This is a genomic window from Roseomonas sp. E05, assembly GCF_030063475.1.
In the GTDB taxonomy this organism is placed as follows: domain Bacteria; phylum Pseudomonadota; class Alphaproteobacteria; order Acetobacterales; family Acetobacteraceae; genus Pseudoroseomonas.
The window spans coordinates 88,546-110,211 of record NZ_JASIRT010000009.1 but is presented as its reverse complement, the minus strand read 5'-3'; the positions used below and the strand labels follow the sequence as shown (position 1 = coordinate 110,211).

Genomic DNA, 21,666 nt, shown 5'->3' with positions numbered 1-21,666 from the left:
ATCCGACCATCGGGAGCCATTGTCATGCCCCTTCCCTGCCGCCAGGACGCGCCGCCATGCCGTCCGTGACCACCCTCCTGACGCTTTCGATCAACGGCCAGGACCATGTGTTCGAGGCCGAAGGCCGCACCACCCTGCTCGACGCGCTGCGCGAGCAGCTTCATCTCACCGGCACCAAGAAAGGATGCGACCAGGGCCAATGCGGCGCCTGCACCGTGCATCTCGACGGCGAGCGGGTGCTGTCCTGCCTCACCCTGGCCTGCCAGGCCGAAGGCCGCGCCGTCACCACCATCGAGGGGCTCGCCGGGCCGGACGGCGCGCTGCACGCCGTACAGACCGCCTTCCTGGAAGAGGATGCGTTCCAGTGCGGCTTCTGCACGCCCGGACAGATCATGTCCGCCGTCGCCTGCATCCGTGAGGGCCATGCCGGCTCGGAGGCGGAGATCCGCGAGTACATGGCAGGCAATCTCTGCCGCTGCGGCGCCTATCCGCACATCGTCGCCGCCGTACGCCGGGCCGCGGAGGGGCTGGCATGAAGGCCTTTTCCTATCACCGGGCCAGCGGCCTGGAGGCCGCGCGACAGCAGGCGGCAACGACCGACGCCGCCATCCTGGCCGGCGGCACCACCCTGCTCGACCTGGCCAAGTGCGAGGTGGCGCGACCGGAGCAGGTGATCGACATCACCCGCCTGCCCGGCCTGGACGAAATCACCGTCGATGCGCAGGGCCTGCGGCTCGGTGCCCTGGCGCGGATGGCGCGCGTGGCCGAGGATGCGGCGGTGCGCACGGCCTTCCCCGCCGTGGCGCAGGCGCTCTCGCTTTCCGCCTCGGCGCAGATCCGCAACATGGCGACGATCGGCGGCAACCTGCTGCAGCGCACCCGTTGCGCATATTTCCGCGACCCCGCCAGCTTTCCCGCCTGCAACCGTCGCACCCCCGGCAGCGGCTGCGCGGCCCTCGACGGCATCACCACCAACCACGCCCTGCTGGGCACCAGCGAGGCCTGCATCGCCACCTATCCCGGCGATCTTGCGGTGGCGCTCGTCGCGCTCGATGCCATCATCCATCTTGGCGAGCGACAGGTCGCAGCCACCGATTTCTTCCTGCTGCCCGGCACCACGCCCGAGCGCGAGTTCGCCCTCGCTCCGGGCGAGATCATCACGGCGGTCACTCTGCCCGCCAGCCGGGCGGCGCGGCGCTCGACCTACCTGAAGCTGCGCGACCGCGCCTCCTACGAGTTCGCCACCGTCAGCGTCGCGGCCGGGCTGGAACTGGATGCGGAGTGCCGGGTTGCCACCCTGCGCGTGGCGCTCGGCGGCGTCGCCACCATCCCCTGGCGCGCCCGCGCCGTGGAGGCGGCCCTGACCGGCCGGGAGCCGACGCCCGAGGCGGTCCGCGAGGCGTGCCTGCTGGCCATGCAGGGTGCCACACCCCGGCCCGACAATCGCCACAAGCTGGAGCTGGCGCCGCGCCTGGTCGCCCGCGCCATCGAGACGCTGCTTTGGGAAGAGCGCGCATGACGCCCCTGGATCCCACTCCCCGGCGGGGCGATGCCGGCGACGGCCTCGGCGCCCGCCTGCCGCGTATTGATGGCCGCGCCAAGGTTCGCGGCGCGGCCAGCTACGCCCTCGACCATCCGGTGGAGGGCGTGGCGCATGCGGTGATCGTTCAATCCACTATTCCCGCCGGCCGGGTGCGCACGATTGACACGCGCGCCGCCAGCGCCGCCCCCGGCGTGCTGCTGGTGCTGACGCCGGACAGCACGCCGCCCCTGCGCGCCGCCTCCACCTGGACCGGGGAGGCGCCCACGCAACCCGAGTACCGGCCGCTGGAGCACACCATCCGCTACACCGGCCAGCAGATCGCCGCCGTGGTGGCGGAGACGCTGGAGCAGGCGACCGAGGCCGCCGCGCTGCTGCGCGTCGCCTATGACAGGGAGCCCGCGGTCGCCGGCATGGACGACCCCGCCGCCGGCGAGGGCAACCCGCTGCCACCGCTGGCGATCGAGCGGGGCGACGCGGCGCTGGCCTTCGCCGGGGCACCGGTGCGGCTTACGGCCGAGTACCGTACCCCGCGCGAGTACCAGATGCCCATCGAGCCGCATGGGCTGATCGCCCGCTGGGAGGGCGATGCGCTCACCATCTGGGAGCACAGCCAGTGGCTCGACGGCATGGCACGGACCTATGCGGAGTGGTTCGGCATTCCCTTCGAGAAGGTGCGGCTGATCTCGCCCTATATCGGCGGCGGCTTCGGCTCCAAGGCGCTGGCCCTGGCGCATGGCGCCCTCGCCGCGCTCGCCGCGCGGCAGCTCGGCCGGCCGGTGAAACTGGCGCTGACCCGGCCGCAGACCTTCACCGCCTTCGGCGGCCGCGCGGCGACCCGGCAGGTGTTGGAACTGGGCGCAACGGCAGAGGGCCGGCTGCTGGCCATCCGTCAGCGCGGCTGCAACGAGACCTCGGTGGACGGTGTCTGGATCGAGCCGCTGAGCTCCGTCACCGCGCTGATGTATGACCTGCCGAATTTCAGCAGCCAGCAGCACCTCGTGCCGGTGAACACGGTGCTGCCCTTCGCCAAGCGGGCACCCGGCGAGAACCCCTCCGCCTTCGGCCTGGAATGCGCAATGGACGAGCTGGCCTATGCGGTCGGCGTCGATCCGCTCGCCCTGCGCCTGCGGAACCATGCCGAGCGGGACCCGCAATCCGGCAAGCCCTGGTCCACGCGCCGGCTGCGCGAAGCCTTCGCCGCCGGTGCGGAGGCCTTCGGCTGGGCGCGACGCCGCATGGCCCCGGGCTCGCTGCGGGAGGGGCGGCTGCTGATCGGCTGGGGCATGGCGGCCGGCACCTATCCGGTGCGCCGCAGCCCCGGCGAGGCAATGGTGCGCGTCCTGGCCGACGGCACCGTCGAGGTGGCCAGCAGCACCAGCGACATGGGTACCGGCGCCTACACCATCCTGGCGCAGACGGCGGCCGCGGTCTTCAGCGTGCCGCTGGCGCAGGTGCGGGTGCGGCTCGGCGATTCCAGCCTGCCGCGCGCGCCCGTCACCGGGGGCTCGCAGATGGCGGGGTTGATGACCGGTGCGGTGGACAAGGCCGCCCGCGCAGCGCGGGAGGAGCTGATCGGTCTCGCGCTGACCGATCCGCGTTCGCCGCTGCGCGGGGTGGCGAACACCCTGGCGGTGGAGCATGGCCACCTCGTACCGCCGCGCGGCGAGGCGCCGCCTTTGCCGATCGGCGCGCTGCTGACTGCCCTCGGGCGCGACAGGATCGAGGCGCTGCGCGACACGCTGTCGGAAAACGGGCTGACACCGGAGGACCGCTACCGCGCCTTCACCACCGTCTCCAGCATGCGGCCGCCGACCGACGGTGACTATTCGATGCACAGCTGGTGCGCGCATTTCGTCGAGGTGGCGGTGGACGAGGCGCTGCGCAGCATCCGCCTGCGCCGCATCGTCACCGCCTTCGATGCCGGGCGGCTCTACAATCCGAAGTTGGCGGAAAGCCAGATCAAGGGCGGCATCATCATGGGCATCGGCCAGGCGCTGCTGGAGGGCGGCATGATCGACCCGCGCCAGGCCCGTGTGCTGAACAACAACCTTGCCGACTACCTGCTGCCGACCAATGCCGATGTACCGTCGATCGAGGTGATCTCAGTGGGCGAACCCGACCCCCACGCCTCGGCGCTGGGCGGCAAGGGCGTGGGCGAGCTGGGCATCGTCGGTGTCGCGCCGGCCATCGCCAATGCGGTGTTCCACGCCACCGGCAAGCGGGTGCGCGAACTGCCGATCACGATGGCCGACCTCGTCTGAGGCGCGGGAAACGGATCGCGGAGCCCGGGGAGGCTGTTGCCTCCCCGGCAGAGGGTCCGGGAGGCAGCGCCTCCCGGCCTCAGCCCCGCAATGCCTCGCGCGCCTGCTGCAGCCCGTGGACGAGGCGGTTGCAGGCGCGGACTGCCGCCACTCCCAGGAAGCGTGCCTCGTCCGATCCCGCCGGTGCCTGCGCCCAGGCCCGCAGTGGGCGCAGCAGCGGCCAGGCCGGCTGCGGCAGCGCAGGATCATGCACGAACCGGTCCCCTTCCGTCATGTGCAGGGGAACCAGGGCACGGCAGGCCAGCATCGCCGCACGGTCAGAGGACGGAGGGGGTGCAGTCGCCAGAGCTTCCGCCGCCGTGGCGGCCCGGGCCAGATGCGGCACGGCAGGACCTTCCGCCGACAGGCCGCGCAGTTCCTCGAGCAGCGCCGCAGCCGTGGCGGCCGGGTTCAGCGGCAGTACCGGCTCGGCCAGCAGGCGCCAGAGTGTGTGGACGAAGACGCGCGTGTCACGAACAAGGAAGGCCTCGTCGATCTTATCGATCAGATCGTGCGGCGTGTGCCACCACCAGCCCAGCGCGTTGCGCATGGTGGGCGGACCGAAGGTCGGCGTGCCCGGCACCTGCGTGCTCAGTCCACCGAACATTGAGGGGATGCCGATGCCCCAGAAGGACTGGTCGCTGCTGCGCGAGGGCCGCTTGCCCGTGTAGTGCTGCCCGGTCTCTGCGGCGATGGTATCGGCGGCGAGCGCAACCAGCTCCGGCGTCACGCCGGTCTGAGTAAGGACGGTGGCGCCGATGCCGCCAGTGGAATCGACGTTCACATGCGCGGCACAGCGGCGATCCAGCTCCTCCCAATGCGTGTCGGCATACCAGGCAGAGCCGGAGTAGCGGCCATGCGAATGGCCGGACCAGAAGCACAGCCGCAGCCCGCGCCGCCACTCGCCCTGCCGTTCGGCCAGCACGCGCGCCGCCTCCAGCATGGTCGCATTGGCCGAGCCATTGTCCATCACGCCCTCGTACCAGGTGTCGTGATGGCCGGAGAACAGGATGAAGGGCGCCTCCGCCCCGCCCTGCCCGTCCAGTTCCGCCTCCAGCAGCGGGGTCTGCCGCCAGCCGGTGTCCACCTCGGCGTGCAGCACGGCCTCCAGCGCCTCGCCGGCGGCAAGCCGCGCGCGCAGCATCTGACCATCTTCCTGCGAGATGGTACAGACCACTGCCGCCGGCAGCGCCGGCCGCGTGGCATCGGAAGGACTGCCCCAGACGGGCGAGATGCACATCTCGTGCAGGTGCTGCTGCGGACTGACATGCAGTTGCCCGGCGGCGCCGGCGGCGGAGGCGAGCGCCGCGACCGCAGGGCTTGCGATGCCCTCCACCAGCACGATGCAACCCCTCACGTCACGCCCGGCGAAATCCGCCTCGGTGCCGCGACCGAGATCGGCCAGCGGCCCGCGCAGCCCGCCCGCCGGCGAGGGGCGCGAGAAGGACTGCGTGATGGCCTTCACCATCTCGCCACCCGCCTGCACCTGCGCAGGGCCGGGCAGGCTGATATAGGCGTCGTGCATCAGCAGGCGCGTGCGGTAGCCGAAGCCATCGAGCTGCGCCTTCAGGTACCGGAAGCTCTCCAATTCCTCCGGCGTGCCGGAGAGCTTCACGCGGCGGGCGAATTCCTGCACATGACGCATCAGCGCCGGGCCCGTGACGGCCTCCTTCAACGCGGCAACGGCCCCGCTCATGCCATTGCCTCCCGCACCAGCCGCGTCGCGGCGCGAATGGCGGCGACATAGCGGTTCTGGCCCCGCATCAGTTCGACACCGCCGCTGCGGCGCAGTGCCTCCGGCAGCTTCGGCAATTCGGCGGCAATGGCCAGCGTAGGCAGCGGGGGCACAGTATAGGCGGGATCATGCCGGAAGCGCGGCTCTCGCGTCGCATTAAGCGGCACGAGGACGCGCGCCAGCCCGAGGCTTGCCGCATTGCGTGCGGCGGCCGAGGCCGTCGCCAGCTTTCCGACCGCCGCCCGCAGCGCCTCGGTCTCGGTGCGCGCCGTGGATAGATCGGCCATGCCCTCCGAAGCCGCCTCGTACTGCGCGATAGTGGCCAGGAACTCGTCGCAGGTGGCAAGCCAGTCGAAGGGCAGCACCTCCGCATTGGCGATGCGCAGCACCGAGAGCAGGTAGATGCGCATATCCGTCAGCAGGATGTCGCGGTCGGCGATCTCGATCGTGTCGTTCTCGGTGTGCCAGGCGATGTTGGCGCCGCAACCCGAGACGTCGTAGTAGCCCTTCTCCTTCCGCAGGTGCTCCGGCATGGTGGAGGAGAGCATGAAGAAACTGGGCAGGCCGATATTGTTGAAGGAGTAGTCGCCCGCCTGCGGCGGCCGCAACGTCTTCACCTCGGCGTCCGGCACGACGTCCAGGATGGCCTGCGTGGCCACCTTGGCGCTCTCGGTGAAGGCGCGCGTGTCGTGATAGCTGGTCGCCCAGCGGCAGCCGGGGCTGTCGCAGTTGATCTGCACGACGCAGTTCTCATCGAGGTCCACCGCGAAGCGGTCGGCGAACCAGGTGGAGCCGGCATAGCGCCCGGTGGAGTGCCCCGGCCACCAGGCGATCTTCACCGAGCGGCGCAGGTCGGCGCGGCCGTTCCACAGCACGCGCGCCAGTTCCAGCAGCGTGGCGTCGCCGGTGGCATTGTCGCCGACACCCACGTCCCAGCTGTCGTAGTGGCCGTGCACCAGCGCGAACTTCTCCGGCTCAACGCTGCCGGGGATGGTCACCACCGGGATCTTCTGCGGGAACCAGCCTTCCAGCATCTCGGTGAAGATGGCAGCCTCGCCACCCTGCTCCGCCAGCGCCATCAACTCCTGCCCATCGGGGTTGTTGACGGCCACGACGGGGATTTTCGGCTTGCGCGGCAGATCAGCGAGATCGGGGCTGCCCCAGATGGTGGTGCAGGTGCCCCAGTGGATGTCCACGCCGGGATTGACGGCGATCAGGCCGACGCCGCCCCATTCCTCGATCAGCGAGGTCAGCGCCGGATTGCCGAAGCCGGCCATGACGACGATGTTGCCTGCCACCAGCGCCCGCACCTCCTCGATGGAGCGGATGCTGCCGCCGAAGAGGGTGGCAATGTCGCGGTTATAGCTGCGCAGGGCCTTCGGGTTCGCCTGCAGCTTCACCAGCTTCGCGCGGCGCCCCTGCGGCACCGGTAGCGAGGAGGACGGCGGCTTGGCCCGATAAGTCTTGCCACCAGCCTGCACCGAGGCGGAGAGTGGCACGGAGAGGCAGATCTCCGGCTGGTGCACCTCGACCGGGACGCCAAGGGCTGTCAGCCGGCTGGCGATCACATCCGCAGCGGCATTGACGTCCTCGGGCCGCCAGCGCGGCATGGTGGAGAAGGTCTCCACCAGATTCCAGGGCTGATCGAGGCTGACGGCTTCCAGGAACCGGCGTTCGAGATCGGTGATGGGCACTCTGGGCACTCCCTTGCGCGGTACGGCAGTCGAACCGATGTTTCTCCCGTTTGTCAGGAGCGTCAACCTCTTGCGGCAAGAAAACGTTCCATTATGCCCTTTTTTTGAGCTTAAAGCTGTAGTCTCTTGGAAGATGCGAGCCTCTTGGCATCGATTTCTTCTTAAGTGCTCCTTTTCGAGGCAAAAATTGCCGGTAGGGAGTTGAGTCAATACGAAACACCGGTTTAGGCTGTCCCGATATCGGGCGCGGAAAGGCGCCCCTCATCCTGGAGAATGCCGCCGTGACCGCCACCACGCTCTCGCGCCGTGCCTTGCTCGCCAGCTCCGCGCTTTCGCTGCTCCCCACGATCGCTCCCGCGCCCGCCTGGGCAGCAACCCCGGGCGACAAGGTCCGCAAGCTCACCCTGCTCTGCGCCGCGCAGGCAAGCGATCCACAGGAATTCCAGGCCGCGCAGCTGATCGCCCAATCCTGGCGCCAGCTTGGCCTGGATGTGGAGGTACGTGGCCTGCCGCGGCCGCAGCTTTCGGATGTTGTCTGGAACAACCGCAGCAAGTGGGACATGACCATGTGGCGCATGGTCGGCCGCCCCGAGCGCAGCGACCCGGACGAGTTCACCTTCAACCTCTACAATCCGGCCACCATCGAGACCGGCTACAACTTCATCGCCTACAACAATCCAGACTTCCAGAAGATCGCCCAGGCGCAGCGCGCCGAGACCAGCCGGGAGAAGCGTCGCGAACTCCTCTACGAGGCGCAGGACGTCATCAACCGCGACCAGCCCTATCTCTTCCTGGTCTATCCGAAGAACGTGCTTGCCTTCGACAAGAGCGTCTGGAAGCCGGAGAGCGTGGTCGAGCAGAGCGGCATCGGCATCCGCTGCTTCTGGACCTTCCTGCGCGCCGAGCCGGCCGGCGCCAAGCGCGACATGATCTGCAACGCCGCCGAATCGATGATTGCCATCAACCCGCTCTACATCAGCGGTGCCATCGACAGCTGGGTAACCGAACTGGTCTGGGACCGGCTGATGCGCGTCGGCCCCGATGGCCTGCCCGAGCCCTGGGCGGCGGAGAAGGTCACGCAGGTTGATCCCACCACCCTCGACGTCGTGCTGCGCCCCGGCCAGAAATGGCATGACGGCAAGCCGGTGACGGTGGAGGACGTGGTCTTCTCCTTCGAGGCGCCGGCGACCAGCGACAAGTCGCCGATGTACAAGCCCTTCGTGGCCAACATCGCCTCGGTCAAGGCCACCGATGACCGCACCGTCCGTTTCGTGCTGAAGACGCCAAGCGCCGCCTTCACCACCTCCACCCTCGCCAAGATCAATCTTGTCCCGAAGCATGTCTGGGAGCCGATTCTGGCGGGTTTGGCGGGCAAGCCGGAGAACGCGGAGACGGTGCAGGAGGAACAGCCGGTCGGCTCCGGCCCCTTCCGGGTCGCCCGCTTCAAGCTGAATGAGGAGATCGTCCTGGAGGCCAACCCGGACCACTGGGAGAAGCCGAAGATGGACCGCTGGATCCTGCGGGTCATCACCAACACCGGCGCGGCACTGGGCATGCTTCCGCGCGGCGAGATCAACTTCCTGACCGACTACCGGGGTGACCCGAAGCTGCTGACCGACATGGCGAGGAACAACCCGAACATCACCGTGGTGGCGACCACCGACATGGGCTTCCGCTTCGTCGCCCCGAACGAGCGCCGCCAGCCCTTCGATGATGCCCGCTTCCGGCGTGCCCTCTCGCTCTCCATCAACCGCCAACTGATGGCCGCCGCCGCCTGGAACGGTTTCGCCACGCCAGCCAACTCCTTCGTCTCGCCCGCCCTGCCCTACTGGAGCAAGCCCGGCATCAACGACCTGAAGATGGACATGGCCGAAGCCAAGAAGATCCTGGAGGAGGCCGGCTATGTCGTCGTTCGTGGCAAGCTGCACTACCCTGAAGGCGTGAAGGAAACCCTGGAGGGCGCCTGAGGCCGGAGCCATGCCCTACCTGATCCGTCGCCTGCTGCACATGGCCTTCGTGCTCTGGGCGGTCGCCACCATCGTCTTTCTGATGTTCCGGCTGATGCCCGGCGATCCCAGCGCCGCCTTCATCGACCCCACCTTCACGGTGGAGCAACAGCAGGAGATCCGCGCCCAGTTCGGCCTCGACCGGCCTTTGCCGGAACAGTACCTGATCTATCTGGGCAATCTGGCGCGTGGCGAATTCGGCCTCTCCTTCCGCCAGCGCCAGCCGGTGATCGGCATGGTGCTGGACGTGCTGCCGAATACGCTGCTGCTGACGCTGACGGCGCTGCTCATCGCCTATGCCTTCGGCACCCTGCTCGGCGCATTGATGGCCTGGAATCGTGGCGGCCGGTTCGAGGCGGTCAGCGTCCCCCTGGTGCTGACGACGCGCGCGGCGCCGGAGTTCTGGGTCGGCATGGTGATGCTGGCGATCTTCGCCTTCGGCCTGGGCTGGCTACCCTCCGGCGGCGCGAACACGGCCGGTGCGCAATATACGTCGGAATGGGACCGCATCCTGTCCCTCGACTATCTCCGTCACCTGGCACTGCCGGCGCTGACGCTGGCCATTTATCTGCAGGGCCTCCCGGCGCTGCTGATGCGCTCCTCCATGCTGGAGGTGATGCAGGAGGAGTTCGTCACCATGGCCCGCATGAAGGGACTCTCCGAGCGTGCCATCATGCTCCGGCATGCTGCGCGCAACGCCTTGCTGCCGCTGGTCACCGCCTTCGCACTGGGCTTCGGCCAGTCGGTCGGGGGCAATGTGGTGGTGGAGAACGTGTTCAGCTGGCCCGGCCTGGGTCGGCTGCTGGCCGATGCCATTGCCAACAGCGACTATCCCCTGGCGCAATGCGCCTTCCTGCTGATTGCCTTCGTGTTGGTGCTGATGAACTTCCTGGCCGATCTGCTCTACGGCCTGCTGGACCCGCGGGTGGCTCATGGCCGTGGCTGAAGCCCGCGCGGCACCGGCCGCACCCTCCCTCCCTGTCGCCCCGCGCCGCGGCGCCTGGTCGGCTTTCGCGCGCCATCTGCTGCGCGATCCTTACGCGCTGGCGGGCATCTCCATCTATGTCGTCTTCCTGGTTGTCGGCCTTACTGCCGAGTGGCTGGCGCCCTATGACCCGATGGAAATCCTGTTCACGCCGGAAGGCGGCCTCGCCGCCTCGCTGCCGCCGGGGTCGGATCACTGGCTCGGCACCACCAATCTCGGCCGCGACATCTTCTCGCAGCTCGTGATGGGCACGCGCCCCTCGCTGATCGTCGGCCTCTCGGCGGCGGTGGCGGTGGCCTCCATAGGTACCGTGGTCGGCCTGCTGGCCGGCTATTTCGGCGGCTGGGCCGATCAGCTCCTGATGCGCCTGACCGACATCGTGCTGGGCCTGCCCTTCCTGCCCTTCGTCATCGTCGTCACGGCGCTGCTGGGGCCCGACCTGCACAACATCGTCCTCGCCGTCGCCATCATGCTCTGGCCGAATGCGGCACGCGTCATCCGCAGCCAGGTGCTGACGCTGTCGCAGCGGCAGTTCGTGGAGGCGGCGCGCGTCACCGGCGCCGGAGAGTGGCGCATTCTCTTCGTGCATGTGGCACCAAGTGTGCTGCCCTTCTCGGCGCTCTACGGCGCCTTCGCGGTAGGCTGGGCCATCCTGACCCAGGCCAGCATCGCCTTTCTCGGCTTCGGCGACAGCTCTGCCATCTCCTGGGGCACCATGCTGCAGGATGCCTACGCCTCGCAGGCGCTCGATCGCGGCCAGTTCTTCTGGTTCATGCCGGCAGGCCTCTGCATCGTGCTGGTGGTGCTCGCTGGCTTCCTGGTCAGCCGCGGCTACGAGGACCTGCTCTTCCCCAAGCTGAGGGACGACAAGTGACGGAACTGCTCGCGGTGCGCGACCTCGCCGTCGCCTATGCCAATGGCACGGTCCATGCGGTGGACGGCGCCAACCTCACCCTCCGGCGCGGCGGCATGCTTGGCCTGGTCGGCGAGTCCGGCTGCGGCAAGACCACGCTGGCGCGCGCGCTGATGGGCGTATTGCCCGGCGGCGCCCGCATCACCCGTGGCGAGGCGCGGCTGGACGGCACGGACCTCGTCGCCCTCGCCCCGGCCGAGCGCCGCGCGCGGCTGTGGCGCGACCTCGCCTTCGTGCCGCAGACGGCGATGAGTGCGCTCGACCCCGTCTATCGCCTGCGCGACCAGATGCGCGAGGTGCTGTGTGATCGCGGCGGGCTCTCCCGCGCCGAAGCTGACATGCGCGCGGCGGAACTGTTCGAGGCGGTGGGTCTGCACCCACGCCGGCTGGCCGACTATCCGCACCAGTTCAGCGGCGGCATGCGCCAGCGCGCCGCCATCGCCCTGGCGCTGGCGCTCCGCCCGAAGCTCGTCATCGCCGACGAGCCGGTAACGGCGCTCGACGTCATCGTACAGCGGCAGGTGCTGGACACCTTCCGCAGCCTCAGCGCCGAGCTTGGCCTCTCCGCCATCATCGTCACGCATGACATCAGCGTCGTCGCCTATCTCTGCGACCAGGTGGCGGTGATGTATGCCGGCCGTGTGGTCGAGCATGGCCCCACGGACGCTGTGCTGGAGCAGCCCTCCCACCCCTACACCATGGGCCTGATGAACGCCTTCCCCGACCTGGAGAGCGACGAGGCGGTGCTGGCGCCGATCGAGGGCTCACCGCCGCCACTGTCAGACCCGCCGCCCGGCTGCCGCTTCGCGCCGCGCTGCCCCTTCGCCGAGGCCATCTGCACCCGTGAGGTGCCGCCGCCCGTGACGCTGGCGCCGGATCACTGGTCCGCCTGCCACCGCGCGCCGGAAGCTGCTGCCCTGCGGCAGCGGGCGCGCGACCCCCTGACCTGGCGCGACGTGGCGGAGGCGGCGGCATGAGCACGACCCTGGAGCAGCCGCTGGTCGCCGCCTATGGGCTGACCAAGCACTACCCGGTCGGCCGCAGCCTTCGGCAGGCGCTGCGCGGTGAGCGCCCGGTGCTGCGCGCCGTGGACGGCGTGGACCTGGCGCTGCGCCCCGGCGAGAGCGTCGGCCTCGTCGGCGAATCCGGCAGCGGCAAGACCACCATCGGCCGCCTGCTGCTGAAGCTGACCGAGCCGAGCGCCGGCCAGGTCGCCTTCGAGGGCGAGGATCTCGGCCGCCTGAGCCGCAGCGCGACGTTGCGCTTCCGCCAGCGGGCGCAGCTTGTCTTCCAGAACCCTTTCGACGCGTTGAACCCGCGCTTCAGTATCGGCCGCACCCTGACCGAGCCGCTCTCCAACACCGGCGTGCCGAAGGTGGAGCATGCCGACCGTGTAGCGGAGAGCCTGCGCCACGTGCATCTGGGCGACCCGGCGCGCGTGCTGGAGCGGATGCCGCACCAGCTCTCCGGCGGCCAGTTGCAGCGCGTCGTGCTGGCGCGGGCGCTGGTGCTGCGCCCACGCTTCCTGGTGGCGGACGAGCCGGTCTCGATGCTCGATGTCTCCGTGCGCGCGGGCATCCTGAACCTGCTGCGCGAGTTGCGCGACACGCTGGGCCTGACAACGTTAGCCATCTCGCACGACCTCACGCTGGTCCGCTATGTTTGCGAGCGGACACTGGTGATGTATCTGGGAAAGGTGGTTGAGGACGGACCGACGGCGCAGATCATCGCGAAACCGGCGCATCCCTATACCCGCGCGTTGATCCGCGCGGTGCCGCGCCCTTATGTGGACCAGCCACGTGACGCGCTGCCACTGCACGGCGCGCTGGGCGATGCCGCCAGCCTCGCCACCGGCTGCCGCCTGCGCAACCGCTGCCCGCATGCTTTCGACCGCTGCGCCGCCGAGACCCCCCCGCTGGCCGAAATCGCCCCCGGCCACCGCGTGGCCTGCCACCTGCACACCACCTGATGCGGGAACCACAAGGAAGAAGAGCTGAGGATGACGCCATGGACTATACGATCGCGGCGGTGGACCGCGCCCTGGCCTTGCTGGAGGCGGTGGCCGCCCATCCCGGTGTCGGCCTCAGCGAGCTGGCGCGGCTGACCGGCAGCACCAAGACACTGGCCTTCCGCATGGCCTCGACCCTGGAAGCACGCGGCTACCTGCTGAAGGACGAGGAGACGCGCGGCTACACGCTCGGTCACAAGCCGCTGCTCCTGGCTGAGAAGATGCAGCACCAGATGCCACTGCTGCGCGTCGCCAACCCGGTGCTGGACGACCTGGTGGCGCGCACGCGGGAGAATGTCTCGCTGCTGGTGCGTGATGGACGGCAATCCGTCTGCATCGGCATTCGCCAGTCGCCGCAACCGATCCGCCTTTATGCCGAGCTTGGGCGGCAAGGGCCGCTGCATGTCGGCGGCGGCCCGAAGCTGCTGCTCGCCTTCGCGCCGGAGGATGTGCAGGCCGCCGTTGCCGCCGGCCCACTGGAGCGCTTCACGCCGGAGACCATCACCGACGGGGAGCAGCTGCGCACACTGCTCGAACGCATCCGCGCGCAGGATTACAACATCAGCCATGGCGACCAGGATGCCGGCGCCTTCTCCATCGCCGCACCGGTGCGCGACCATCTGGGCCGCGTCGTCGCCTCGCTCTCCGTTGCCGGGCCGCAGTCGCGGCTGACCGACGACCTTGAGCGTCTCTATGTCCGCATGCTGCTGAATGCCGCCGGCGAGATTTCCGCTCGCCTCGGCTGGCAGGAGGCCGCCGCATGATCCCCTTGCCTGACCGGAGCACGCACCAATGAGCCACGCCAACACCCCGCCCTTCGTGGCCGAGGAGCTGCTGGAGGAGATCCGCGCCTGGGTCGAGATCGAGAGCCCGACCACCGACGCCGCCGCCGTCGATCGCGTCATGGACAAGGCCGCCGCCGATGCTGAGGCGGCCGGCGCCCGCATCGCCCGCATCCCTGGCCGCGACGGCTATGGGGGCCATCTGCTGGTCAGCTCGCCCTGGGGCGAGGAGGACGAGCCGGGCATCCTGGTGCTGAGCCATCTCGACACGGTGCATGGCCTGGGCACGTTGGAAGGCCCTCTTCCCTTCAAGGTAGAGGGCGACCTCGCCTATGGTCCCGGCATCTACGACATGAAGGGCGGCGCGCTGATCGCGCTCGCGGCGCTGCGCCACCTGATCCGCGGCGGCCAGCGCACGCCGCTGCCGGTGCGCCACCTCTTTGTCTCCGATGAGGAGGTCGGCAGCCATACCTCGCGGGAGCACATCGAGCGCGAGGCGCGGCGGGCGCGCTACGTGCTGGTGACGGAGCCAGCGCGGGAGGGCGGCCGCATCGTCACCGCGCGCAAGGGCACGGCGCGCTTCGACCTGAAAATCCGTGGCCAGGCCGCACATTCCGGCTCGCGCCACCAGGATGGGCGCAGTGCGGTGAAGGAACTGGCACGGCAGATTCTCGACCTTGAGGCCATGACCGACTACACGACCGGCGTCACGGTCAATGTCGGCCATGTCGGCGGCGGCACCCGCGCCAATGTCGTGGCCGATCACGCCTGGGCCGAGATCGACATGCGCGTGCCGAACCAGGAGATCGGCAACCCCGCCATCGAACGCGTGCTGGCCCTCAAGCCCTATGACCCCGACGTGACGCTGGAGATCACCGGCGGCCTGAACCGCCCGGGCTACGAGAAGTCGCCCGCCATCGCCCAACTCTTCGAGCATGCGCGCGGCCTCGCCGCCGAGATCGGCTTCGAGCTGCAGGATCTGAAGACCGGCGGCGGCTCGGATGGCAATTTCACCGCCGCCCTCGGCGTGCCGACGCTGGACGGCCTCGGCGTGGACGGCAAGGGCGGCCATACCCTCTACGAGCAGATCAACATCTCGTCCCTGGTGCCGCGCGCGCGGCTGATGCTGCGGCTGATGGAGACCCTCGCGTGACCGACTTCGCCCCGCCGGCGCGGCTCTGCGACCCGGTCACGCTGGAGATCGTGCGCGGCGCCATCCGCGCCGCCCAGGCGGAGATGGAGGCGCTGATCGAGCGCACCGCCATGTCCGCCTTCATCCGCGAGAAGAAGGATTTCTACACCGCCCTCTTCGACGCCGAGGGCGTCATGGCGGTGGGCTCCAACGTGCCGGTCTTCGGCGACATCTGTGGCCCCGTCTTCCGCAAATTCGCGCCGGACACGATGCAGCCCGGCGACCTCTACTGGTACAACGACTGCTACGGCTCGCGCGGCGCCGTCAGCCACTCCAACGACCAGGTCTTCCTGGCGCCGGTCTTCCACGCGGGCCGGCGCGTTGCCTTCGTCATGGGCTGGGCGCATTTCGCCGATATCGGCGGACTGCGCCCCGGCTCCATCTCGCCGGACGCCACCGACATCTTCCAGGAAGGCATCATCGTGCCGCCGACGAAGCTGATCGCGGCCGGCACGATCAACGAGGCGGCGCTCGATATCTTCTACCGCAACTCCCGCTTCCCGCGCGCGGCGCAGGGCGACACGCGGGCGCTGATGGCCAGCGTGGAACTGGGCGTCGCCCGCATGGCGGAGATCGCCGGCCGCTTCGGCGCCGAGGTGCTGGCCGACGCGCTGCGCCAGCTCTTTGAGCGCACGCGCGAGACGGTGCGCGAACGGCTGAAGCAGACCTTCCCCGTCGGCACCTGGCGCTTCACCGATCGCATCGACGGCGACGGCCATGGCTCCGGGCCGCTGCGCATCCGCTTCGCCCTGACCCGCACGCCCGACGACCGCTTCATCCTGGACGCGACGGAAACGGACGACCAGTCGGTCGGCCCCGTCAACTTCCTGATGAACCCGGACGTGCCGGGCATGGCGCTCGGCCTCTATTTCCTCGGCGGCGAGGCGGCCCAGGTGGTCAATGCCGGCGGCCCGCGCGCGCTCGACGAGGTGCGGCTGCGCGAGGGCTCGCTGGTGCAGCCGCGCTTCCCGGCGGCGCTGGGCATGCGCGGCCTGACCATGATGCGCGTGTTGGCGGCGCTGAACGGGCTGGTCTCGGTGGCCGGCGGCGAGGCTCCGGCGGCGCATGCGGCCTATGTCATCATGCTGCTGCGCGGCACGGCGGGCGGCAAGCCCTTCCTGATGAGCGACGGCATCGGCGTCGGCTACGGCGCCCGCGCCTTCGCGGACGGCATCGACGCCGTCTATTTCGTCGCGCAGGAGAACTACCCCGTCGAGTTCCTGGAGCAGGAATATCCGGTACGGATGCGGCGCTACGGCATTCATGCCGACAGCGGCGGGCCGGGGCGCTGGCGCGGCGGCTGCGGCATCGTGCGCGAATACGAGGTGATGGCCGAGGAGGCCGTCATGGCCATCCGCATCGACGGCGTGGAGAACCCGCCCTGGGGCGCGGGCGGCGGCATGTCCGGCCGGCCCGGGCGCGTCACCGTCAATCCCGGCACGCCGCAGGAGCGTGTGCTGCGACCGCTCTCGGACGGTAACCGGCTGGTGCGCGGCGATATCCTGCGCATCGAGACCGGCGGCGGCGGCGGGCGCGGACATCCCTTCGACCGGCCGGCCGAGGCGGTGCTGGCCGACGTGCTGGGCGGCTTCGTCAGCATGGATGCCGCAGCGCGCGACTATGGCGTGGCGGTGCGGGAGGGCGCCGTGGATGCCGCTGCCACCGAAGGCCTGCGGGCCGATCGCCCGGCGGCAAAGGAATTCCATCGCGGGAGTTATGCGCATGTCCTCGACTGACGCCTTGGCGCGCCCCTGGTCCATCGCGGTGGATATCGGCGGCACCTTCACCGACATCACCATCCAGGACACCGCCAGCGGCCGCGCCTGGACCGCCAAGACGCCCTCCACCCCGCACGATCCCTCGGAAGCCTTCCTGACCGGCGTGCGCCTGGCGCTGGAGGCCGCCGAGGGCGCCGCCTCGGGCGTCGGCCGCGTGCTGCACGGCACCACCGTCGCCACCAACATGATCCTGGAGGGCAAGGGCGCGAAGGCGGCGCTGGTCACCACGGCCGGCTTCCGCCATGTGCTCGACATCGGCCGGCAGGACATCCCCCGCCGCGTCAACCTGCATGCCTGGGTGAAGCCCGAGCGCCCGGTGCCGCCCGCCCGCGTCTTCGAGGTGACGGAGCGCGTCTCCGCCCAGGGCGAGGTGCTGGTGCCGCTGGACGAGGCTACGGTGCGCGCTGCCGCCGAGGCCTGCCGCGCCGCCGGCGTCTCCGCGGTCGCCGTCTGCCTGCTGCACGCCTTCACCGCCCCGGAGCATGAGCGGCGGGTGGCGGAGATGCTGCGCGCGGCGCTGCCGGGTGTCGCCGTCACCGCCTCCTCCGACGTGCTGCCGGTGGTGCGGGAATACGAGCGCTCGCTGGCCACCATCCTGAACGCGCAGGTGATGCCGGCCGTCTCCACCTATGTGCAGCGGCTGGAGGAGCGGCTGGAGGGCGAGGGCGTCGCGGCGCCGCTGCTGCTGATGAAGAGCAATGGCGGCGTGGCCGGCGCCGCCGCCATCCGCCGCGCCCCCGCCGTCACGGCGCTCTCCGGCCCGGCCGCCGGCGTGGTGGGCGCGCGCGCCATCGCGGCAGCGGCCGGCTTCCCCGACATCATCACCGTCGATATCGGCGGCACCAGCGCCGATATCTGCCTGATGAAGGGCGGCGAGATCCGCCTGACCCAGACCGGCCATATCGGCGACTGGCCACTGCCGCTGCCGATGGTGGACATGGTGACGATCGGCGCCGGCGGCGGCTCGCTGGCGCGCGTCACGGCGGCGGGCGCGCTGGCGGTCGGCCCGGAAAGCGCCGACGCGGTCCCCGGCCCGGCCTGCTACGGGCGCGGCGGCACCCGCGCCACCGTCACCGACGCGCATGTGGCGCTCGGCCATCTCCCGCCCAGCCTGCTCGGCGGCCGCATGACGCTCGACGTCCCCGCCGCGCGGCAGGCGGTGCAGGACAACGTCGCCACGCCGCTCGGCCTCGACCTGCACGCCGCCGCGCGTGGCATCCTGGCCATCGCCGATTCCAACATGGTCGGCGCGGTGCGCGTCGTCTCGGTGGAGCGCGGGCATGATCCGCGCGACTTCGCGCTGGTGCCCTTCGGCGGTGCCGGGCCGCTGCATGGCTGTGCGCTGGCCGATCTGCTTGGCATCCGCGCCGTGCTGGTGCCGCCCTCCCCTGGCGTGCTCTGCGCCCAGGGCCTGCTCGCCGCCGACCTCAAGGCCGAGTTCAGCCGCAGCCTATCCGACGCCACACCCGAGGTGGTGGAGGCCGGCTATGCCGCGCTGGAGGAGGAGGCCGCCGCCTGGTTCGCCGAGGAGCAGGTTCCCCCCGCCCGCCGCGAGACGCACCGGGTGGCGCTGATGCGCTATGCCGGCCAGGGCGGCGAGTTGGCCGTGCCCTGGCCCGGCGGCATGTCCGCCGCCGCCGCCGCCTTCGCCGCGCAGCACAAGGCGCTCTACGGCTTCGACCTGCCGGAGGGCACCGCGGAGCTGGTGACGCTGCGGCTGGAGGCGGTTGGCCAGCTCAGCGGCACCATCACCGCCCCGCTGCCACCCGGACGCGGCGCGGCGCCGATGGGCCACCACACCGTGCATTTCGCCAGCGGCACGCGGGAGGCGGCGCTCTACGACCGCGCAGCCCTCGGGGCCGGCGACCACTTCGCCGGCCCCGCCATCGTCACCCAACTCGACGCCACGACCCTGGTGCCGCCCGGCTGGGAGGCGCAGATGGACGCCTCCGGCGCCCTGGTGCTGCGCCGGCAGGAGAATGCCGCATGACCCGTGAAGCCGCCGTCGCCGCCGCCCGCGCCCTGCTGGAGGATGGCCCCTATCTGGAGGTTATAGCACGCCGCGTCGCCATCCCGACTGCCAGCCAGGACCCGGAGAGCGCCCCGCATCTCCACGCCTATCTCGCGGAGGAAATCCTGCCGGATCTGGAGCGCCAGGGTTTCACTGGCCGGATCTTCGACAACCCGACCGGCAAGGGCGGCCCCTTCCTGATCGCCCGCCGCATCGAGGACCCTTCCCTGCCGACGCTGCTGACCTACGGCCATGGCGACACGGTGCTGGGCCTGGATGACGGCTGGGAGGAAGGCCTCTCCCCCTGGGTGCTGACCCGGCGCGGCGAGCGGATCTATGGCCGCGGCATCGTGGACAACAAGGGCCAGCACACCGGCAACCTGATGGCCATGGAGGCGGTGCGCCAGCAGCGCGGCGGCAAGCTCGGCTACAACGTCACCCTGCTGCTGGAGATGAGCGAGGAGGTCGGCTCCCCCGGCATCGAGGAGATCTGCCAGCAGCAGCGCGACCTGCTGAAGGCCGACGTGCTGATCGCCTCCGATGGCCCGCGCCTGGCGCCCGATGTGCCGACCCTGACCCTCGGCACGCGCGGCGCCATCGCCTTCGACCTGCGGGTGAAGTATCGCGAGGGCGGGCATCATTCCGGCAACTGGGGCGGGCTGCTGGCCAATCCCGGCATCCGGCTCGCCCATGCCATCGCCAGCATCGTCGGGCCGACCGGCGAGGTGCTGCTGCGCGACCTCGTGCCGGAGCGCATCCCCGACAACGTCCGCCGCGCGCTCGCCGACTGCCGCGTGGATGGCGGCAGCGACGGGCCGGAGATCAACGCCTGGTGGGGCGAGCCGGGCCTCTCCGCCGCCGAGAAGGTGTTCGGCTGGAACACCTTCGAGGTGCTGGCCTATTCCACCGGCAACCCTGCGGCGCCGGTCAATGCCGTGCCGCCCGAGGCCTTCGCCCGTTGCCAGATCCGCTACACCGTGGACCGCGACGTGGAAACCTTCCTCCCCGCCATCCGCCGCCACCTGGACGCGCAGGGCTTCACCGACGTCGCCGTGCAGCCGGTGAAGGCGGGCGCCGAGTGGAAGGCCACCCGCATGGACCCGGACGGCCCCTGGCCACGGCTGGTGGCGGAGAGCATCCGCCGCACCACGGGCAAGGCGCCGATGATCGTGCCGAATGCCGGCGGCTCGCTGCCGAATGACAGCTTCGCGGTGACGCTGGGCCTGCCCACCATCTACATCCCGCATTCCTACAGCGGCTGCTCGCAGCACGCGCCGAACGAGCATGCGCTGTTCCCGCTGGTGCGGGAGGGGCTGGAGATCGCCGCCGGCGTCTTCTGGGACCTGGGCGAGACGCCCTGGCCCGGCCGGTGAGCCCGACCATGCATCTGGGGGCCTTCTTCTTCACCCCCGGAAGCCACTCGGCCGGCTGGCGTCATCCCGACGCCATGCCGGAGACCGACATGTCCTTCGCGCATTACGTCGCGATGACGCAGGCCGCCGAGCGCGGCAAGCTGGACTGCGTCTTCTTCCAGGACACGGCGGCGGTGAACGGCAGCGCCGCCCTGCATGGCGGCAGCCCCTGGCGCCCGACCGCCGCGCGGCAGGTCTTCCCGGAGCCGGCGACGCTGATCGCCGCGCTGGCGCCGGTCACCGCGCATATCGGCCTGGTGGCCACCGCCACCACCACCTATGGCGACCCCTATACCCTGGCCCGCCGCTTCGGCACGGTGGACCATGTCAGCGGCGGGCGTGCCGGCTGGAACCTCGTCACCTCGCAGATCGAGGACGAGGCCGGCAATTTCGGCTTCGACCGCCACCCCGACCATGCCGAGCGCTATGAACGGGCCGAGGAGTTCTTCGACGTCACCACGGGCTTGTGGGACAGCTTCGACGAAGGCGCCTTCCCGCGCGACAAGCGGACCGGCCAGTTCCTCGACCCCGCCAGGGGGCACATCCTGAACCACATCGGCAAGCACTTCCGGGTACGCGGCCCGCTGAACCTGCCGCGCTGCCCGCAGGGCCGCCCGGTGATCGCCCAGGCCGGCTCCTCCGAACCCGGCAAGCGGCTCGCCTCCCGCGTCGCCGACATGATCTTCACCGCGCAGAGCGACCTGGCCGAGGCGCAGGCCTTCTACCGCGACGTGAAGGCCCGTGCCGCCGCGCATGGCCGCGACCCCGCCCATGTGAAGATCATGCCCGGCCTGCTGATCGTCACCGGCCCCACCGAGGAAGCCGCGCAGGCGCATTATCGCTCGCTGGAGGCGCTGGTGGACGACGAGACGGCGGTGAACCTGCTCTCCCGGCTCTGCGGCGACCTCGACATCCGGCAGTTCCCGCTGGACGGCCCCCTGCCCGACCTGCCGCCGAGCAACGCCGCCCGCGCGCGGCAGGAGCATCTGGTCGCCAAGGCCCGGCGCGAGAACCTGACCGTGCGGCAGGTGGCGCGCTATCTCGGCGCCTCGCTCGGACACCACCTGCTGGTGGGCGCGCCGCAGAAGGTGGCGGACGTGATGGAGGAATGGCTGCGCGCCGGCGCCTGCGACGGCTTCATGCTGCTCTTCCCCTACTACCCGAAGCCGCTGGAGGACATCGTCGAGCACATCGTGCCGGAATTGCAGCGGCGTGGCCTGTTCCGCGCCGACTATGCCGGCCGCACGCTGCGGGAGCACCTGGGCGTCCCGGTGCCGCCCAGCCGCTACGCGGCCAGTTCGTAGTCC

16 protein-coding genes are annotated in these 21,666 nt (G+C 70.3%); 14 read left to right on the top strand and 2 right to left on the bottom strand.

What is annotated here, in order from left to right:
- The first annotated feature begins 56 nt into the window (after positions 1-56).
- The 3 genes from QMO56_RS11790 to QMO56_RS11780 are packed head-to-tail and all read left to right on the top strand — an operon-like array spanning position 57 to position 3,804.
- Positions 57-536: a (2Fe-2S)-binding protein gene (locus QMO56_RS11790; protein ID WP_283525937.1), complete on the top strand. Its 480-nt coding sequence runs from the start codon at positions 57-59 to the stop codon at positions 534-536.
- A complete protein-coding gene (locus QMO56_RS11785) occupies positions 533-1,519 on the top strand; it encodes a xanthine dehydrogenase family protein subunit M (RefSeq protein WP_283525935.1) in 987 nt (328 codons plus the stop codon). Before QMO56_RS11790 ends, QMO56_RS11785 begins: the two co-directional genes overlap by 4 nt.
- Positions 1,516-3,804, top strand: a complete 2,289-nt coding sequence (locus QMO56_RS11780) for a xanthine dehydrogenase family protein molybdopterin-binding subunit (RefSeq protein ID WP_283525933.1) — start codon at positions 1,516-1,518, stop codon at positions 3,802-3,804. The genes QMO56_RS11785 and QMO56_RS11780 overlap by 4 nt, the downstream gene beginning before the upstream one ends.
- 79 nt (positions 3,805-3,883) lie before the next feature.
- On the opposite strand, the gene QMO56_RS11775 is transcribed toward QMO56_RS11780, so the two are convergent.
- Positions 3,884-5,539, bottom strand: a complete 1,656-nt coding sequence (locus QMO56_RS11775; protein WP_283525932.1) for a M28 family peptidase — start codon at positions 5,537-5,539, stop codon at positions 3,884-3,886.
- Positions 5,536-7,272, bottom strand: coding sequence for a M28 family metallopeptidase (locus QMO56_RS11770; protein ID WP_283525930.1), 1,737 nt, complete (start codon positions 7,270-7,272; stop codon positions 5,536-5,538). The genes QMO56_RS11775 and QMO56_RS11770 overlap by 4 nt, the downstream gene beginning before the upstream one ends.
- 281 nt (positions 7,273-7,553) lie before the next feature.
- Here QMO56_RS11770 and QMO56_RS11765 point away from each other — a divergent pair, with 281 nt between their 5' ends.
- The 11 genes from QMO56_RS11765 to QMO56_RS11715 are packed head-to-tail and all read left to right on the top strand — an operon-like array spanning position 7,554 to position 21,663.
- Complete coding sequence (locus tag QMO56_RS11765; protein WP_283525929.1) at positions 7,554-9,239, top strand: ABC transporter substrate-binding protein; 1,686 nt, start codon at positions 7,554-7,556, stop codon at positions 9,237-9,239.
- A gap of 10 nt (positions 9,240-9,249) precedes the next feature.
- Complete coding sequence (locus QMO56_RS11760; RefSeq protein ID WP_283525927.1) at positions 9,250-10,224, top strand: ABC transporter permease; 975 nt, start codon at positions 9,250-9,252, stop codon at positions 10,222-10,224.
- A complete protein-coding gene (locus QMO56_RS11755; protein WP_283525925.1) occupies positions 10,217-11,137 on the top strand; it encodes an ABC transporter permease in 921 nt (306 codons plus the stop codon). Before QMO56_RS11760 ends, QMO56_RS11755 begins: the two co-directional genes overlap by 8 nt.
- A complete protein-coding gene (locus QMO56_RS11750; RefSeq protein WP_283525923.1) occupies positions 11,134-12,153 on the top strand; it encodes an ABC transporter ATP-binding protein in 1,020 nt (339 codons plus the stop codon). Before QMO56_RS11755 ends, QMO56_RS11750 begins: the two co-directional genes overlap by 4 nt.
- Entirely contained in the window at positions 12,150-13,145 is a 996-nt protein-coding gene (locus QMO56_RS11745; protein WP_283525921.1) for an ABC transporter ATP-binding protein, read from the top strand. Before QMO56_RS11750 ends, QMO56_RS11745 begins: the two co-directional genes overlap by 4 nt.
- A gap of 38 nt (positions 13,146-13,183) precedes the next feature.
- Positions 13,184-13,948 (top strand): IclR family transcriptional regulator, encoded by a 765-nt coding sequence (locus QMO56_RS11740; protein WP_283525919.1) that lies wholly within the window; start codon positions 13,184-13,186, stop codon positions 13,946-13,948.
- 28 nt (positions 13,949-13,976) lie between these two features.
- On the top strand, positions 13,977-15,119 hold the full coding sequence (locus tag QMO56_RS11735; RefSeq protein WP_283525917.1) for a M20/M25/M40 family metallo-hydrolase: 1,143 nt from the start codon (positions 13,977-13,979) through the stop codon (positions 15,117-15,119).
- Positions 15,116-16,894: a hydantoinase B/oxoprolinase family protein gene (locus QMO56_RS11730; RefSeq protein ID WP_283525915.1), complete on the top strand. Its 1,779-nt coding sequence runs from the start codon at positions 15,116-15,118 to the stop codon at positions 16,892-16,894. The genes QMO56_RS11735 and QMO56_RS11730 overlap by 4 nt, the downstream gene beginning before the upstream one ends.
- Positions 16,881-18,926, top strand: a complete 2,046-nt coding sequence (locus tag QMO56_RS11725; RefSeq protein WP_283525913.1) for a hydantoinase/oxoprolinase family protein — start codon at positions 16,881-16,883, stop codon at positions 18,924-18,926. Before QMO56_RS11730 ends, QMO56_RS11725 begins: the two co-directional genes overlap by 14 nt.
- Entirely contained in the window at positions 18,923-20,320 is a 1,398-nt protein-coding gene (locus QMO56_RS11720; RefSeq protein WP_283525911.1) for a M20 family metallopeptidase, read from the top strand. Before QMO56_RS11725 ends, QMO56_RS11720 begins: the two co-directional genes overlap by 4 nt.
- On the top strand, positions 20,317-21,663 hold the full coding sequence (locus tag QMO56_RS11715) for an LLM class flavin-dependent oxidoreductase (RefSeq protein WP_283525910.1): 1,347 nt from the start codon (positions 20,317-20,319) through the stop codon (positions 21,661-21,663). The genes QMO56_RS11720 and QMO56_RS11715 overlap by 4 nt, the downstream gene beginning before the upstream one ends.
- Positions 21,664-21,666 lie beyond the last annotated feature (3 nt).

Bases quoted from the DNA above. Each gene is read 5' to 3' on its own strand.
- QMO56_RS11785 (WP_283525935.1), top strand. From the start codon at position 533: ATGAAGGCCTTTTCCTATCACCGGGCCAGCGGCCTGGAGGCCGCGCGA.
- QMO56_RS11740 (WP_283525919.1), top strand. From the start codon at position 13,184: ATGGACTATACGATCGCGGCGGTGGACCGCGCCCTGGCCTTGCTGGAG.
- QMO56_RS11725 (WP_283525913.1), top strand. From the start codon at position 16,881: ATGTCCTCGACTGACGCCTTGGCGCGCCCCTGGTCCATCGCGGTGGAT.
- QMO56_RS11780 (WP_283525933.1), top strand. From the start codon at position 1,516: ATGACGCCCCTGGATCCCACTCCCCGGCGGGGCGATGCCGGCGACGGC.
- QMO56_RS11775 (WP_283525932.1), bottom strand. From the start codon at position 5,539: ATGAGCGGGGCCGTTGCCGCGTTGAAGGAGGCCGTCACGGGCCCGGCG.
- QMO56_RS11720 (WP_283525911.1), top strand. From the start codon at position 18,923: ATGACCCGTGAAGCCGCCGTCGCCGCCGCCCGCGCCCTGCTGGAGGAT.
- QMO56_RS11745 (WP_283525921.1), top strand. From the start codon at position 12,150: ATGAGCACGACCCTGGAGCAGCCGCTGGTCGCCGCCTATGGGCTGACC.
- QMO56_RS11735 (WP_283525917.1), top strand. From the start codon at position 13,977: ATGAGCCACGCCAACACCCCGCCCTTCGTGGCCGAGGAGCTGCTGGAG.
- QMO56_RS11790 (WP_283525937.1), top strand. From the start codon at position 57: ATGCCGTCCGTGACCACCCTCCTGACGCTTTCGATCAACGGCCAGGAC.
- QMO56_RS11760 (WP_283525927.1), top strand. From the start codon at position 9,250: ATGCCCTACCTGATCCGTCGCCTGCTGCACATGGCCTTCGTGCTCTGG.